Raw genomic sequence first — 14,639 nt, forward strand, 5'->3', positions numbered from 1 at the left:
CATTACTATTAAAGGCGGCACCATTAATGCCGCCTTTTTTTGTGCATTTACGGCTGATGATAATGCCCGGATAGTTTCGGCTTTTATTGATATTTTTGTACATGCTTAAAGGCAAAAAAATTATTTTGGGCGTATGCGGAAGCATTGCGGCTTATAAAACAGCTTCGTTGGTACGGCTGTTAGTAAAGGCCGAAGCCGAAGTGCAGGTAATCATGACGCCGGATGCTACGCAGTTTATTACGCCGCTCACCTTATCTACCTTATCTAAAAAACCGGTTCTGGTTAAATATTTTGATGCGGATACCGGCAGCTGGAATAACCATGTTGAGCTGGGCCTTTGGGCCGACTTATTTATTATTGCACCGGCTAGTGCCAATACGCTGGCTAAGATGGCTAACGGGCAATGCGATAATCTTTTAATGGCTACCTACCTGTCGGCCAAATGCCCGGTGTATTTTGCCCCGGCTATGGATTTGGACATGTGGCGGCATCCTGCTACCCTTAATAATGTCAATAAGCTGCAAAGCTATGGTAACCTGCTTATCCAGCCAGGCACAGGTGAACTGGCCAGCGGGCTGCATGGCGAAGGACGGATGGCCGAGCCCGAAGCTATTATAGACTACATCACCTCAAGAATATCAACGCATCTACCTTTATCTGGCAAGAAAGTGCTGATTACGGCTGGACCAACTTACGAAGCAATTGACCCAGTACGCTTTATCGGCAATCACTCATCAGGCAAAATGGGTTTTGCCATAGCTGATGAAATGGCTAAACAAGGTGCCACCGTAACTTTGGTTACCGGCCCAACAGCACAAACCAGCAAACAGCACAACATTACCCGGATAGATACCGTATCAGCAGCTGATATGCTGGAGGCGTGTACACAACAGTTTGACACTACTGACATTTGCATCATGAGTGCTGCCGTGGCCGATTATACGCCGGTAAATGTATCAACGCAAAAAATCAAAAAGCAGACTGACAGCTTTAGCATCGAACTTAAAAAGACGACTGACATTTTGAAAACGTTAGGGCAGCGCAAGCGTGCCGGGCAAATTTTAGTGGGCTTTGCTTTAGAAACTCAAAACGAGGAGCAAAACGCTGTTGAAAAACTGCAAAAGAAAAACCTGGATTTGATTGTACTAAACTCACTGAATGATAAAGGTGCAGGCTTTCAGTTAGATACTAACAAAGTAACCATCATTGATCGGGAACTGCAAAAAACAAGTTTTGATACTAAAAGCAAAGAGCAGGTAGCTGCTGATATTTGCCAAAAAGTGATAGCATTAGCGGTATGATAAAAAAGCTGGTTTGGTTGGTTTGGATGTGTGCAATAAGCTTAACTGCTGCTGCCCAGGATTTAAATGCCCGCGTAGAAGTATTGTCGCCTAAAATTGCCACCACCAACAAGCGCATCTTTAATTCGCTCCAAACTGCCATGCGCGAATTCTTGAACGGCCGTAAATGGAGTGTAGACGCTATACAACCTCAGGAAAAAATTGACTGCAGCTTTATACTCACTATAACTGCCTGGGACAACGGCACCAGTTTTAGCGGCGAATTGCAGGTACAATCTACCCGCCCGGTTTACAATGCCTCTTACAACACACCGCTGCTGAGTATAAACGACCGCGATTTTGACTTCTCTTACACTGAAGGACAGACCATCGATTTTAATAATCAGACTTTTGAGAGTAACCTGAGCTCGGTGATGGCATTTTATGCCTACATGATTATGGCGTTTGATTATGATAGCTTTTCGAAATTTGGAGGTACGGCCTATTATGCAAACGCACAAACGGTGGTCATTAATGCGCAAAGCTCATCATACAAAGGCTGGAAAGCGTTTGACAATAATACCAACCGTTACTGGCTGTCTGAAAACACCATCAACAAAACCTACATCCCGTTGCGCGAATTTTTATATACCTATCACCGCTTGGGTTTAGATGCCATGGCCGATAATGCTACTAATGGCCGCAAGGTCATCCTGTCGGCCCTACCGGTTCTTACCCAATTAGACCGGATACGTGTGGGCGCTACCCTACCTACAGTACTTTTTTCCGCCAAGCGCAGCGAACTGGTGGCCATCTTTGCAAAGGCCAGTCCGCAGGAAAAGGTGCAGGCCATGAATATTTTAAACCAGGCCGACCCGGCTAATGGCACTTTGTATCAAACACTGCAACAATAATTTACAAAACTCTTGCAAATACGAAACTCATCGTAGATATTTGTACGAAGACATTCGTACAAATGAATATTAAAACAACAGAGAGCGAACTCGAAATTTTGCAGGTGCTTTGGCAAAAAGGCAACTGTACGGTTAGGCAAGTACACGAAGAACTGTCTAAAAACAAAGAATCCGGCTATACGACTACCCTTAAGTTGATGCAAATTATGCATGATAAGGGCTTGGTAACGCGCGACTCATCTGCCAAAACACATATTTACAGTGCTGCCGTAAGCGAAAAGCATACGCAGAAATCTGCGGTCGAAAAAATGATTAATACCCTCTTTAAAGGTTCTGCGGCAGATTTAGTAATGCAGGCCTTGGGGCATCATAAAGCATCGAAAGAAGAAATAGACGAGATTAAAGCCTATCTGCAAAAATTTGATAAATAATAAAGCATAAATATCATGGAGACAATCATCGGTAATCTGAGCGATTCTATTGGCACATCCATTTTGTATTCCCTTTTACAGGGACTGTTTGTTTATTTCCTGTTAAGGACTATATTTTTGATTTTTACCAACTTAAAGGCGGTTCATAAATACAATCTTGCCCTATCCGCTTTTGCGGCCGTCTCTTTGTGGTTTATGGTTACGCTGGCTACCCACCTTTACCAACAGACCTGGCTATATTATCCTGCAAAAAAGGTATCCGATCATTTCAACTTCGATTCAGCGCTGGCTTCGCTGAGAGAACTTCCAGTGAGTTATTATGATGTATATACGTTTTCGTTTAAACCTTATCTTCCGTACCTCAGTATTTTTTATACTGCCGGGTTACTGCTTCAGTTTACGCTGATCGCCTACCGGCACAAACAACTATCCAGACTAAAGCAGACGCTGATTACCGATACTTCGCTGAATGAACAAATAGAAAGACTATCTGCAAGATTAGGTTTTAGTAAAAAAATCAGGGCAGGTATATCAAAGCGGGCTATCGTACCCTGCGTGGCAGGTCACTTTAAGCCTATACTATTTTTACCGGCTTCTATTTATACCGGCCTGAGTGCAGAACAGATAGAAAGCATTCTGTTACACGAATTGGCCCATATCAAAAGGAATGATTATTTAATTAACTACATACAGCAAGTATTTACAGGATTATTGTTCTTCAACCCTTTCGTCATTCTGCTGAATCGCACCATTGCTGCCGAACGTGAAAACTGTTGCGATGACGTGGTGATTGGCATAACGGAGCAACCCTTAACTTATGCGCAGGCGCTGCTTAATTTGCAACAAGCCGCACAACCCATCCGGCTGACTTTAGCCGCCAAAAGCAAAGGCTTTTTATTGCTTAACCGTATACAACGCATTATGAAAACCGAAAAGCCGGTAAGTAATTTTAAGCCACTGATTTTATCTATCATTTTATTGGTTGGCGGCATGGTGAGCATTGCCTGGTTTAAGCCGCAACTTAAAGAAGGGAAAATAACAGTAAGAGTAAAAAAGCAGTTGAGCGATCATCAACCTCAACAAGATATTGTCGTTTTGCATGAAAACAGAATTGTCAGGACAAGCAAAAAGAAAATTAGTGCTCACCTACTTATATCGTCAGATACTTCACGTTTCAGAGATAAAGAAATGGAACGGATACTGGATGAAATGGATAAGTACAGCGCTAAACGAGATAAGTATTGGGACAGTTCAGTTTACAGAGATTTAAACACCAACCTGGCTGAAAAAATTGAATTACTATACAAACACTACAACCATCCCCAATTAAAAGAAAAGGTACAGCAAATTCCCGCTGACCAGTATCTTTTGGCTGATAGCATTGATGCTTGGGCTGCACACATGAAGCTAATTGCCCAAAGCGACGACTTTAAAAATACAGAGGCCAGCATTTTAAAAAAGTATGGCATATCGAAAGGTATAGATGGGTATACCAAGAGTCAGCAATGGCGAAAATACAAAGACGAATGGGAGCAGACTAAAAAAACAAAATATAAGAATGAAATTGATGCATTGGATAAAATTATAAACCAAATGCATTCAAAAGAAATTACTGAACGTGATATTTCCCGTGCAAAATCAGACAGCATACATGCTGTATTCGACACACCTGAAATTACATTACTGAAAGGCGAAATCAAAGCACTTCAATCACAAGTGCGTGCATACAACAATAGCTCGGAGTTAAAACAGATTGATGAAGCGTATCGAAGGTTACACGATACATTAAACGTTTATATCAAGACCCCCGAATTCCAGCAACGCATACAGGCCTGGATTAAGACGCATCCCGACCAACCCGACTTTACCAAATGGGTTCGTTAAACAGGACATTTAATTATTGATTTAGCGTAAGTAAAAACGCAACATTAGGCATTGCTTTTGCAATTAAGTATCTTTGTATACAAGGATAAATCTTCATGCTGCATCAGCTCAACATACATAATTACGCTTTAATTGATAACCTGCAAATTGGCTTTGACGCCAGTTTAAATATCATTACCGGCGAAACAGGTGCCGGTAAATCTATCATTCTGGGTGCCCTATCGTTGATATTGGGACAACGTGCCGAAAGTAAATATTTCTTTAATCAACAAAAAAAGTGTGTTATTGAGGGCACATTCAAAATCAGTGATTTTCATCTGAAAGCTTTTTTTGAGGAGAACGACCTGGACTATGAGGCCGAGACTGTTTTGCGGCGCGAAATTTCGGCCGATGGTAAGTCGCGTGCTTTTGTGAATGACACACCTGTCAATCTGGCTACTTTAAAATTACTGGGAGAACAGTTGATTGATATCCATTCGCAGCAAGCCACCCGCGAAATTAACGACCCTGCTTTTCAAATGCTGGTGGTTGACGGTGTGGCCAAGCACCAGGCTTTGCTGCAATCGTATCAGTCCGATTTTAGGGCCTACCGCAAAGCCGTGAATAAGTTACAGCAGCTGATTACGGATAACGATAAGGCTAAAGCCGACTTAGATTATTACCAGTTTCAGTTTGATGAACTGGACAAAGCAGGCTTGTCGGCGAATGAGCAGGAAGAACTGGAACAGGAGCTATACGGTTTAAACAATGCCGAAGAAATAAAACGTAAACTAAACGGCGCACTTTACTTGCTACAAGAGGGTGAGGCAGCCATTACGCTGCAGCTTAAAGAGGCGGGACAGCAGATATCATCGTTAGATAAATTTAATTCGGAAATTGCCGGTTTGCATGAGCGACTAAATAGTTCGCTGATTGAAATTAAGGATATCGCTTCGGAGATTGAAATCATTGAGCAGCAAACCCAAACCAACGAAGCCCGTGCCGACGAAATTAACACCCGGTTGAGCTTATTGTATAACCTGCAAAAAAAGCACCGGGTAAGCAACAACGCCGAACTGCTGGCTTTGCAACAGGAGTTATCGGGTAAGATACAGCAGGTACTTTTTGGCGATGAAGAAATAGAATCGTTACAGCAGCAAATCAACCTGCAGAAAGAAGACCTGCAGCAACTGGCCGCCCAGCTGTCCGAAAATCGCATTAAGGCGCTGCCCGATATTGAAGCCCAGGTGATGGACACCCTGGCCGAAATGGGTATGGGTAATGCCCAGTTAAAAATTGAGCATACTTACACGGCAGATAAAGAGCTTACTAAAAATGGGTTCGACCAAATCCGCTTTTTGTTCACCGCCAATAAAGGCCACAACCTGGCCGAAATGAGCAAAGTAGCATCAGGCGGCGAGTTGTCTCGCTTAATGCTCAGCATTAAATCCATCATTGCCCGGTATACCGCTTTACCCACTATTATTTTTGATGAGATTGATACGGGTGTATCAGGAGAGGTGGCTAACAAAGTGGGTATTATTATGGAGCGGCTGGCACACAACCTGCAGGTTATTACCATTACTCACTTGCCGCAAATTGCCAGCAAAGGCGAAAGCCACTACTTTGTTTACAAGAACAACGAAACGGCTACCACTTACACTCAAATACGCCAGCTTACTGAGCAGGAACGCGTAGTAGAAATTGCCAAAATGCTGAGTGGCGACAACCCGGGCAAAAGCGCTTTGCAAAATGCCAAAGAGTTACTGAAGAGTTGAGTTAATGAAAAGACTGCTGGTTGTACTTGTGTTTGCATTGGCAGCTACCCTGTCATTTGCGCAAACTCAAAAAACAGTCCGAATTGACACCATTAATGTGAAGGGCATTGTTTATTCGCCTGATGGTAAACTTGCCCCGGAAATCATCTTAACGGCTCAGGGACCTAATGCCAACATTGATAACGGTGCGTCTCACATCATTCTGTATGTACGAACTGATAGCACAGGCCGATTTAAACTTAGCGGGCTGTTACCTAACGACATCATCACTGTAGAAAATTTGAAATATTACAGTAAATATTCCGTGTCGGGCAGCAGATTCATCACCATTAATCTACCGGCACCCAGGCAGGCTGAAAGCATAACTTCAACGGTTATGGCTAAAAGGCAAAAGCCCGAAACAATACCTGAATTTAAACTGGAAGATTTTTATAAAGACATTAGTGTAAATGGGCCTCCATCCTTCCCCGGAGGAAAAGAAGGTTTTACCAAATACATTCAGCGTAAATTAAGCTATCCAAAGAAAGCTATCCAAAACAATATTGAAGGAACTGTCGAAGTGGCTTTTGATATAAACCGTGATGGTTATACTCAAAACCTTAAACTTTTAAGGGGAATTGGTTATGAATGTGACGAGGAAGTAATGCATGCAGTAGCCAACTCTCCACGCTGGATAACCGGACGAGTGTTTGGACGGCCGGAATCACTCACACAAACAGTTGCTATACAATTTAAACTAACTGATAAATAATTTTTACCTTTACCGCCCGATAAACAACCAGAAACAACATGGCTTATAATTTATTAAAAGGTAAAAAGGGTATCATTTTTGGCGCCCTTGATGAAAAATCAATTGCCTGGAAAACAGCCCAGCGCTGCGCTCAAGAAGGTGCTGAATTAATATTAACCAATGCTCCCATCGCTTTGCGTATGGGTACTATTAATAAACTGGCCGAAGAGGTTAATGCACCGGTAATTCCGGCCGACGTAACCAGCGAGGCTGATGTAGAAAACCTGTTTGTAAAAGCTAAAGAACACTTTGGCGGTGGCGTTGATTTCATCCTGCACTCTATTGGCATGAGCATCAACGTGCGTAAAAATATCCCATATACCGAAAACAACCTGGATTTTACCCATAAAGGCTTAGACATTTCGGCAGTAAGCTTACACCGTGTATTGCAGGCTGCCATGAAACATGATGCCATTAATGAGTGGGGCTCGGTAGTAGCCTTAACTTACATTGCCGCGCAACGTGTATTCCCTAACTATAATGATATGGCCGATGGTAAAGCCATGCTCGAAAGCATTGCCCGTAACTTTGGTTATTACTATGGTGTAAAAAAGAAAGTACGTGTTAACACCGTATCCCAATCACCTACCTTAACTACGGCCGGTTCGGGCGTTAAGGGTATTGATGGCTTTATCAATTTTGCCGAAAAAATGAGTCCGTTGGGTAACGCTACGGCTGACAATTGTGCTGACTATTGTGTGAGCCTGTTTTCCGACTTCACCAAAATGGTTACTATGCAGAACCTGTTCCACGATGGAGGTTTCTCGTTCACCGGTGTAACACAAGACGTAATTGAAAGAATGGGAGAATAAGTTATCTCGTTGATATATTCTTAAAAGCCGTAGTTTAACTGCGGCTTTTTTATTTCACCAAACAACTAACTATTTAGTTATATTTGATTTAATGAAACGGTTGCTTGCTTGCCTTCTTTTTTTCCTGCCCGCTTTAGCTTGGGCGCAGTATACGGTTACGGGCAAAGTCATCAACCTGTATGACAAAAAACCTATTGAAAAAGCCAGTGTATTTTTAAGCAATACCACGGTAGGCAGTGCCACTTCGGATGATGGCAGCTACACCTTAGCAAACGTAAAATCCGGCCAATATGAGTTAATTGTATCGGCTGTTGGGTACGAAACCTTTACCAAAACCATCGTGGTTAATCAACAGCTCAATATTCCCTACATTGAACTTACTCCTAAAACCATCAGCTTAAATGCCGTTGTTGTAAAGCCCGACCCCGACTGGCAGCAGAACTATAACATTTTCAAACAAGAGCTCTTAGGTTCTACTGATTATGCTGAGCAATGTAAAATTCTCAACCCTGATGTACTTAACATCGACTTTGACAAAAAGAGTAATACACTAACTGCCACATCCAACGATTATCTGGAAATAGAAAACAAAGCCTTAGGTTACAAACTCAAATACCGGCTCACTGATTTCATCCGGAACTTTGCCAGCGGTTCGCTTTACTATCAGGGAGATACCTTTTTTATTCCGTTAGAAGGTTCAAAGTCTCAGCAAAAGCGCTGGAACAAAAACCGGCTGAATGCCTATCTGGGTTCTTCGCAGCATTATTTACGTTCGGCCTTGGGTAACCAACTATCAGAGGATGGTTTTAAAACCATGCAACTCATCCGCAAGCCAAATCCACAACGCCCGCCTGATAGCTTAGTGAAAGCCAAATTGCGCCAATTTGGAAGGATGATTATGTCAGGCAAGCAATTTGTCATTCAAAATAACGACTCACTCCGTTATTGGCAGGAAAAGAACAAGTTACCCAAAATGGTCGAATACCTGGTCACTAAGCCGCTACGAGCTGATAGTTTAATTAAGCGGACTGACTTGAAAGGCATTTATGCCTTAGGATACAAAGACATCTTATATGTTATATACACTAAAAAACGCGGCAATACCGGCTACGTTACTACCTCACTTAAAGCACCGGACTATCCTACCAGCTTAATGAACTTTACCGAACCCTATGCTTTTTTTGATGCAAATGGCATTATCGCTAACCCAACATCCGTAGTGTTTGAAGGCAACTGGAGCACCGACCGGATAGCCAAACTTTTGCCCTATGATTACGACCCAAACAGCGCAAATAATCCGTAGTACCTACCATAAACGACAAAAGCCGCTAATTTCTCAGCGGCTTTTGTCGTTTTATTCGAATTTTAAATTATCCTTGTTGCTCTGCTTCCGGAGTTTTGCTTTCACCATTGTTTTTGGAAGAAACTTTAATCTCGTTAGCTTCTTTGTCAAAATCAACCTCCAAGATATCACCTTCGGCTAATTCGCCTTTTAGTATTTCTTCTGCAATTGGATCTTCCAGGTATTTCTGGATAGCTCGTTTCAACGGACGGGCACCAAAGTTTTCGTCGTAACCGCGGTCGGCAATTACTTCTTTAGCGTTCTCAGTCAACTCAATTTTGTAACCTAAACCATTGATACGGCCAAATAATGAAGCCAATTCAATGTCGATGATTTTATAGATATTCTCTTTAGTTAAAGAGTTGAATACAATTACGTCATCAATACGGTTTAAAAACTCAGGAGCAAAAGCACGCTTCAAAGCGTTTTCAATCACACCTCTTGAATGTGCATCAGCTTGGTTTGCCTTGGCTGCAGTGCTGAAACCAACACCTTGGCCGAAATCTTTCAACTGACGTGCACCAATGTTCGAGGTCATGATGATAATGGTGTTTCTGAAATCCACCTTACGACCTAACGAATCGGTTAACTGACCTTCGTCTAAAACCTGTAATAGAATGTTAAATACATCCGGGTGAGCTTTTTCAATCTCGTCCAGCAATACTACAGAGTATGGCTTACGACGAACCTTTTCAGTCAGTTGTCCACCTTCTTCGTAACCTACGTAACCCGGAGGCGCACCTACTAAACGCGACACGGCAAATTTTTCCATGTACTCGCTCATATCAATTTGAATCAGCGCATCCTCAGTGTCAAACATAAAGCGGGCTAATTCTTTAGCTAACTCTGTTTTACCAACACCGGTTGGGCCTAAAAAGATGAACGAACCAATCGGCTTTTTAGGATCTTTTAATCCGGCACGGGTACGTTGTATAGCACGGGTCAATTTCTTAATCGCATCATCCTGGCCAATTATTTTGCCCTGGATGCTGGTACCCATGTTCAGCAATTTCTGGCTATCGGCCTGTCCAACTCTTTGCACTGGTATACCAGTCATCATAGATACTACCTCAGCAACATTATCTTCGGTTACCGTGTAACGTTTTGATTTAGTTTCGGCTTCCCAGGCAGCTTTAGCTTGCTCTAGTTCTTCCAGTAAATGCTTTTCAGTATCGCGCAGTTTTGCAGCTTCTTCATACTTCTGACTACGCACTACACGGTTTTTCTCAACCTTAATGTGCTCTATCTTTTGCTCAATATCCAAAATATTTTGAGGCACATGGATATTGGTTAAGTGCACGCGTGAACCTGCTTCGTCTAACGCATCAATAGCTTTATCTGGTAAAAAGCGATCGGTGATATAACGGGCAGTTAAGCTCACACAAGCGTTGATCGCTTCAGGAGTATAAGTGACACCATGGTGCTCTTCATACTTATCCTTAATGCGGGTCAAAATTTCGATAGTTTCATCTGGAGAAGCCGGCTCCACCATTACCTTTTGGAAACGACGGTCTAATGCGCCATCTTTTTCAATATACTGGCGGTACTCATCTAAAGTGGTAGCACCAATACATTGAATTTCTCCGCGGGCCAAAGCTGGTTTAAACATATTCGAGGCATCCAGTGAGCCAGAAGCACCACCAGCACCAACGATGGTATGAATCTCATCGATGAATAAAATTACATCCGGAGATTTTTCCAGCTCGTTCATCACGGCTTTCATGCGCTCCTCAAACTGGCCGCGGTACTTGGTACCTGCCACCAATGAGGCCAGATCTAACGTAACTACGCGCTTGTTAAACAACACACGCGATACTTTACGCTGAACGATGCGCAAGGCCAAGCCTTCGGCAATAGCCGATTTACCTACACCCGGTTCGCCAATTAAAATCGGGTTATTCTTTTTACGGCGAGACAAGATTTGTGAAACGCGTTCAATTTCTTTCTCGCGGCCCACAATCGGATCTAACTTACCTTCTTCAGCAGCTTTAGTTAAATCGCGGCCAAAGTTGTCAAGCACCGGGGTTTTAGATTTAATGTCCGAAACCTTTTTAGGCTGGCTAAATGATTCTTCTTCTTTAAAATCATCATCACCACCGGTTGATGATCCGGGCATCTCATCAGTGATATTTTTATGCGATTCTACTTCACCTTTAAAAATTTCGTAGTTCACATTAAACTGCATTAGCAGTTGTGAGGCAATGTTATCTTCGTCGCGTAAAATAGACAAAAGCAAATGCTCAGTGCCTATTATATCGCTCTTAAATATTTTTGCTTCCAGATAAGTGATTTTCAGCACTTTCTCTGCTTGTTTGGTTAAAGGTATGCTGCCTATATGCACATTGGTGCCGGTTGTACCCTTTACAGCATCTTCAACAGCGCGGCGTAGTTTGGCGGTGTCCACATTTAAGCCTTTCAGCAATTTTATGGCTATACCGTCACCGTCGCGGATTAATCCTAATAGCAGATGTTCAGTCCCGATATAGTCATGTCCAAGGCGCAAAGCCTCCTCCCGACTATAGGAGATAACATCCTTAACACGTGGCGAAAATTTAGCTTCCATCGAGTACCTTTCTATATAAATGTTTTGGTTTAACATCCGGATGTATAGCTTTTAGGTACGCATTCGGAAATATGTATGTTAATATCAACAATGTTGCCAACATTGTGCAACACTATGTATTAATTGTTAACAAAATGTAATGTAAGGTTGCAGCCATCAGATTACTTGATTTTTGGGCAACAACTTTTATAAAACAGGGCTTTTGTTAGAGGTATTAATACATGCAATTTAGTATTTGATTTAATTTATTTGAAAAAGTTTAAAAAATAATGTACTCCGTTAGTTATTTGCCATCCATCATCTGCCAATTCGCCACTGTACACGACATTAAGGCATAAGCGCTTCTGCCGTCACTGTCAATTAGTTGAATAAAACAATTTAAAACCGGGTACCAATCCTTATACCTTAATTAACGTAATTTGTTGCTTAACTATGCACAATTAAAAACTAAAGTTTTGTTATTGGTAAAGTTGCTGTAAGTAACTCAATTAATAGATATTTGCCTTTTTAAATTTACAATGGCCGACGAAAAAATAATATTCTCGATGGCAGGGGTAAGCAAGATTTACCCGCCTCAAAAACAAGTGCTTAAAAACATTTACCTGTCGTTTTTCTATGGCGCTAAAATTGGCGTTATCGGCTTAAACGGCTCGGGTAAGTCATCACTGCTTAAAATCATTGCCGGGCTAGACAAATCTTTCCAGGGCGAAGTGGTCTTCTCGCCGGGCTATTCGGTAGGTTACCTGGCGCAGGAGCCCCAGCTTGATCCGGATAAAACCGTACGCGAAGTAGTTGAAGAAGGTGTTGCTGAAATTACCGGCATCTTAAAAGAATATGAAGAAATCAACGAAAAATTTGGTTTACCTGAGTATTATGAAGATGCTGACGCCATGGATAAACTGATGGCGCGCCAGGGCGAACTGCAGGATAAAATTGATGCGGTAAACGCCTGGGAACTGGATACCAAACTGGAACGCGCCATGGATGCCTTGCGTTGCCCTGACCCGGAAACCAAAATTGGTGTACTGTCCGGAGGTGAACGCCGCCGCGTGGCCATGTGCCGCCTATTATTGCAAGAGCCGGATGTATTGTTACTGGATGAGCCTACCAACCACCTGGATGCCGAGAGTATTGACTGGCTGGAGCAGCACTTAAAACAGTATAAAGGTACCGTAATTGCTGTTACCCACGACCGTTACTTCCTGGATAACGTGGCAGGATGGATACTGGAACTTGACCGCGGTGAGGGCATCCCTTGGAAAGGTAATTACTCGAGCTGGTTAGATCAAAAAGCTAAACGCCTGGCTCAGGAAGAAAAAACCGAAAGCAAACGCCAGAAAACTTTAGAGCGCGAGCTGGAATGGGTGCGCATGGCCCCCAAAGCACGCCATGCTAAGGGTAAAGCACGTATTGCCAACTACGAAAAACTGGCATCCGAAGAAACCAAAGAACGCGAAGATAAATTGGAGCTCTTTATACCACCGGGCCCGCGTTTGGGTAATGTGGTGATTGAGGTAAATAACGTAACCAAAGCCTACGGCGACAAAGTGTTGTTTGAAAACTTAAGCTTTTCTTTACCACCAGCGGGTATTGTGGGCATTATTGGCCCCAACGGAGCGGGTAAAACTACCCTGTTCCGATTAATAACCGGGCAAGATCAGCCTGATGCCGGCACCTTCCGTGTTGGTGAAACGGTTAAGTTAGGTTATGTTGACCAGATGCACGATGATTTAAAAGCCGACAAGTCGGTTTGGGAAAACATAACCGATGGGCAGGAATCCATCTTATTAGGTAACCGTCCCATAAACTCCCGTGCGTATGTATCAAAATTCAACTTTAACGGTGGCGACCAGCAAAAAAAGGTAGAGGTACTATCAGGCGGAGAGCGCAACCGGGTACACCTGGCTATCACACTGAAAAAAGGATCGAACGTATTGTTACTGGATGAGCCCACCAACGATATTGACGTAAATACGTTACGGGCGTTGGAAGAAGCATTAGATAACTTTGGTGGTTGTGCAGTAATTATCAGTCACGACCGCTGGTTCCTGGACCGCATCTGTACCCACATTCTGGCTTTTGAAGGCGACTCGCAAGTATACTTTTTTGAAGGTAACTATAGCGAATACGAAGAGAACCGCAAAAAGCGCCTGGGAGATGTTGCCCCTAAGCGTATCAAATACAAAAAACTGGTAAACTAAAGTTTAGTTAGTTTGCAACCTGGCGGCTAACCGGTAATTGTACTTACCGGTTAGCCGCCTTTTTTATTTAATAATGCTGTTAAACCGCAAACGGGCTAACAAGTTCTGTATGGTTGAAAGCAGAGCGGCGAGGCGATTTTTTGCTGAAGTAACATCTGCCGATAAAAAATATAAGGGCGATAATCAGTATCAGCTTAAGCCAGAATTTAATAATTCGTAAAAAAAGCATTACACCAATAATGCAGCAAAGTACTACCGTTACCCATGATGTTTGGCTCATTAACAGAACAGACAATAACATAATTTTAAAAGCTATTTTGCAATACAAACTTACCATTTTACAGCTTAGCTAAAGATGTTAATGTGCAGGCTACCTCTACAATAAAATACTTATTGGCTATTTTAGGACAGCATCAGTTCGGCGTAATTATTTACGCCTTATTTACTTACCCTAAAAATGTCCATATCCTGTTCGGAGTAAACATTAAAACGTCAGCCGCTTTTTTCGGCATGGTATAAGGTGCATACCTATAAATTACATATCCTGTAGTGGTAATTTGTTTGCCTGCCTAAAACCCGTTAACAGTTTCTTAATAAAACAATTGAAATCTTGGTAAGTCGGTATTGCTTTGTAAATTAGGCTTCGAAACTATTAACTGTATTTC

Annotated in this window: 10 protein-coding genes; 9 read left to right on the forward strand and 1 reads right to left on the reverse strand. The window is 42.5% G+C overall.

Going from position 1 to position 14,639, the window contains the following annotated elements; all coding sequences use genetic code 11:
• The first annotated feature begins 101 nt into the window (after positions 1–101).
• The 8 genes from coaBC to AAGR14_RS21550 all read left to right on the forward strand — a co-directional run bounded on the left by coaBC (position 102) and on the right by AAGR14_RS21550 (position 9,171).
• Positions 102–1,301: a bifunctional phosphopantothenoylcysteine decarboxylase/phosphopantothenate--cysteine ligase CoaBC gene (coaBC, locus tag AAGR14_RS21515; protein WP_342646302.1), complete on the forward strand. Its 1,200-nt coding sequence runs from the start codon at positions 102–104 to the stop codon at positions 1,299–1,301.
• Complete coding sequence (locus AAGR14_RS21520) at positions 1,298–2,194, forward strand: DUF4835 family protein (protein WP_342646303.1); 897 nt, start codon at positions 1,298–1,300, stop codon at positions 2,192–2,194. The genes coaBC and AAGR14_RS21520 overlap by 4 nt, the downstream gene beginning before the upstream one ends.
• 62 nt (positions 2,195–2,256) lie before the next feature.
• Positions 2,257–2,625 (forward strand): BlaI/MecI/CopY family transcriptional regulator, encoded by a 369-nt coding sequence (locus AAGR14_RS21525; RefSeq protein ID WP_342646304.1) that lies wholly within the window; start codon positions 2,257–2,259, stop codon positions 2,623–2,625.
• Between the two features lie 15 nt (positions 2,626–2,640).
• Positions 2,641–4,509 (forward strand): M56 family metallopeptidase, encoded by a 1,869-nt coding sequence (locus tag AAGR14_RS21530; RefSeq protein ID WP_342646305.1) that lies wholly within the window; start codon positions 2,641–2,643, stop codon positions 4,507–4,509.
• Positions 4,510–4,604: 95 nt separating this feature from the next.
• The gene (gene recN / locus AAGR14_RS21535; protein WP_342646306.1) at positions 4,605–6,266 is read left to right on the forward strand and encodes a DNA repair protein RecN; all 1,662 of its coding nucleotides are present in this window, start codon (positions 4,605–4,607) and stop codon (positions 6,264–6,266) included.
• Positions 6,267–6,270: 4 nt separating this feature from the next.
• On the forward strand, positions 6,271–7,017 hold the full coding sequence (locus tag AAGR14_RS21540; RefSeq protein WP_342646307.1) for an energy transducer TonB: 747 nt from the start codon (positions 6,271–6,273) through the stop codon (positions 7,015–7,017).
• A gap of 38 nt (positions 7,018–7,055) precedes the next feature.
• Positions 7,056–7,868 carry an SDR family oxidoreductase gene (locus AAGR14_RS21545; protein ID WP_342646308.1) on the forward strand — a complete coding sequence of 271 codons (813 nt, stop codon included), beginning with the start codon at positions 7,056–7,058 and terminating at the stop codon, positions 7,866–7,868.
• Positions 7,869–7,959: 91 nt separating this feature from the next.
• The gene (locus AAGR14_RS21550) at positions 7,960–9,171 is read left to right on the forward strand and encodes a carboxypeptidase-like regulatory domain-containing protein (protein ID WP_342646309.1); all 1,212 of its coding nucleotides are present in this window, start codon (positions 7,960–7,962) and stop codon (positions 9,169–9,171) included.
• Between the two features lie 67 nt (positions 9,172–9,238).
• Here AAGR14_RS21550 and AAGR14_RS21555 read toward each other — a convergent pair whose 3' ends face one another.
• Complete coding sequence (locus tag AAGR14_RS21555; RefSeq protein ID WP_342648713.1) at positions 9,239–11,773, reverse strand: ATP-dependent Clp protease ATP-binding subunit; 2,535 nt, start codon at positions 11,771–11,773, stop codon at positions 9,239–9,241.
• A gap of 518 nt (positions 11,774–12,291) precedes the next feature.
• On the opposite strand from AAGR14_RS21555, the gene ettA reads away from it, so the two are divergent.
• Positions 12,292–13,974: an energy-dependent translational throttle protein EttA gene (gene ettA, locus AAGR14_RS21560; protein WP_342646310.1), complete on the forward strand. Its 1,683-nt coding sequence runs from the start codon at positions 12,292–12,294 to the stop codon at positions 13,972–13,974.
• Positions 13,975–14,639 lie beyond the last annotated feature (665 nt).

This window comes from Mucilaginibacter sp. CSA2-8R (assembly GCF_038806765.1).
Lineage (GTDB): Bacteria > Bacteroidota > Bacteroidia > Sphingobacteriales > Sphingobacteriaceae > Mucilaginibacter.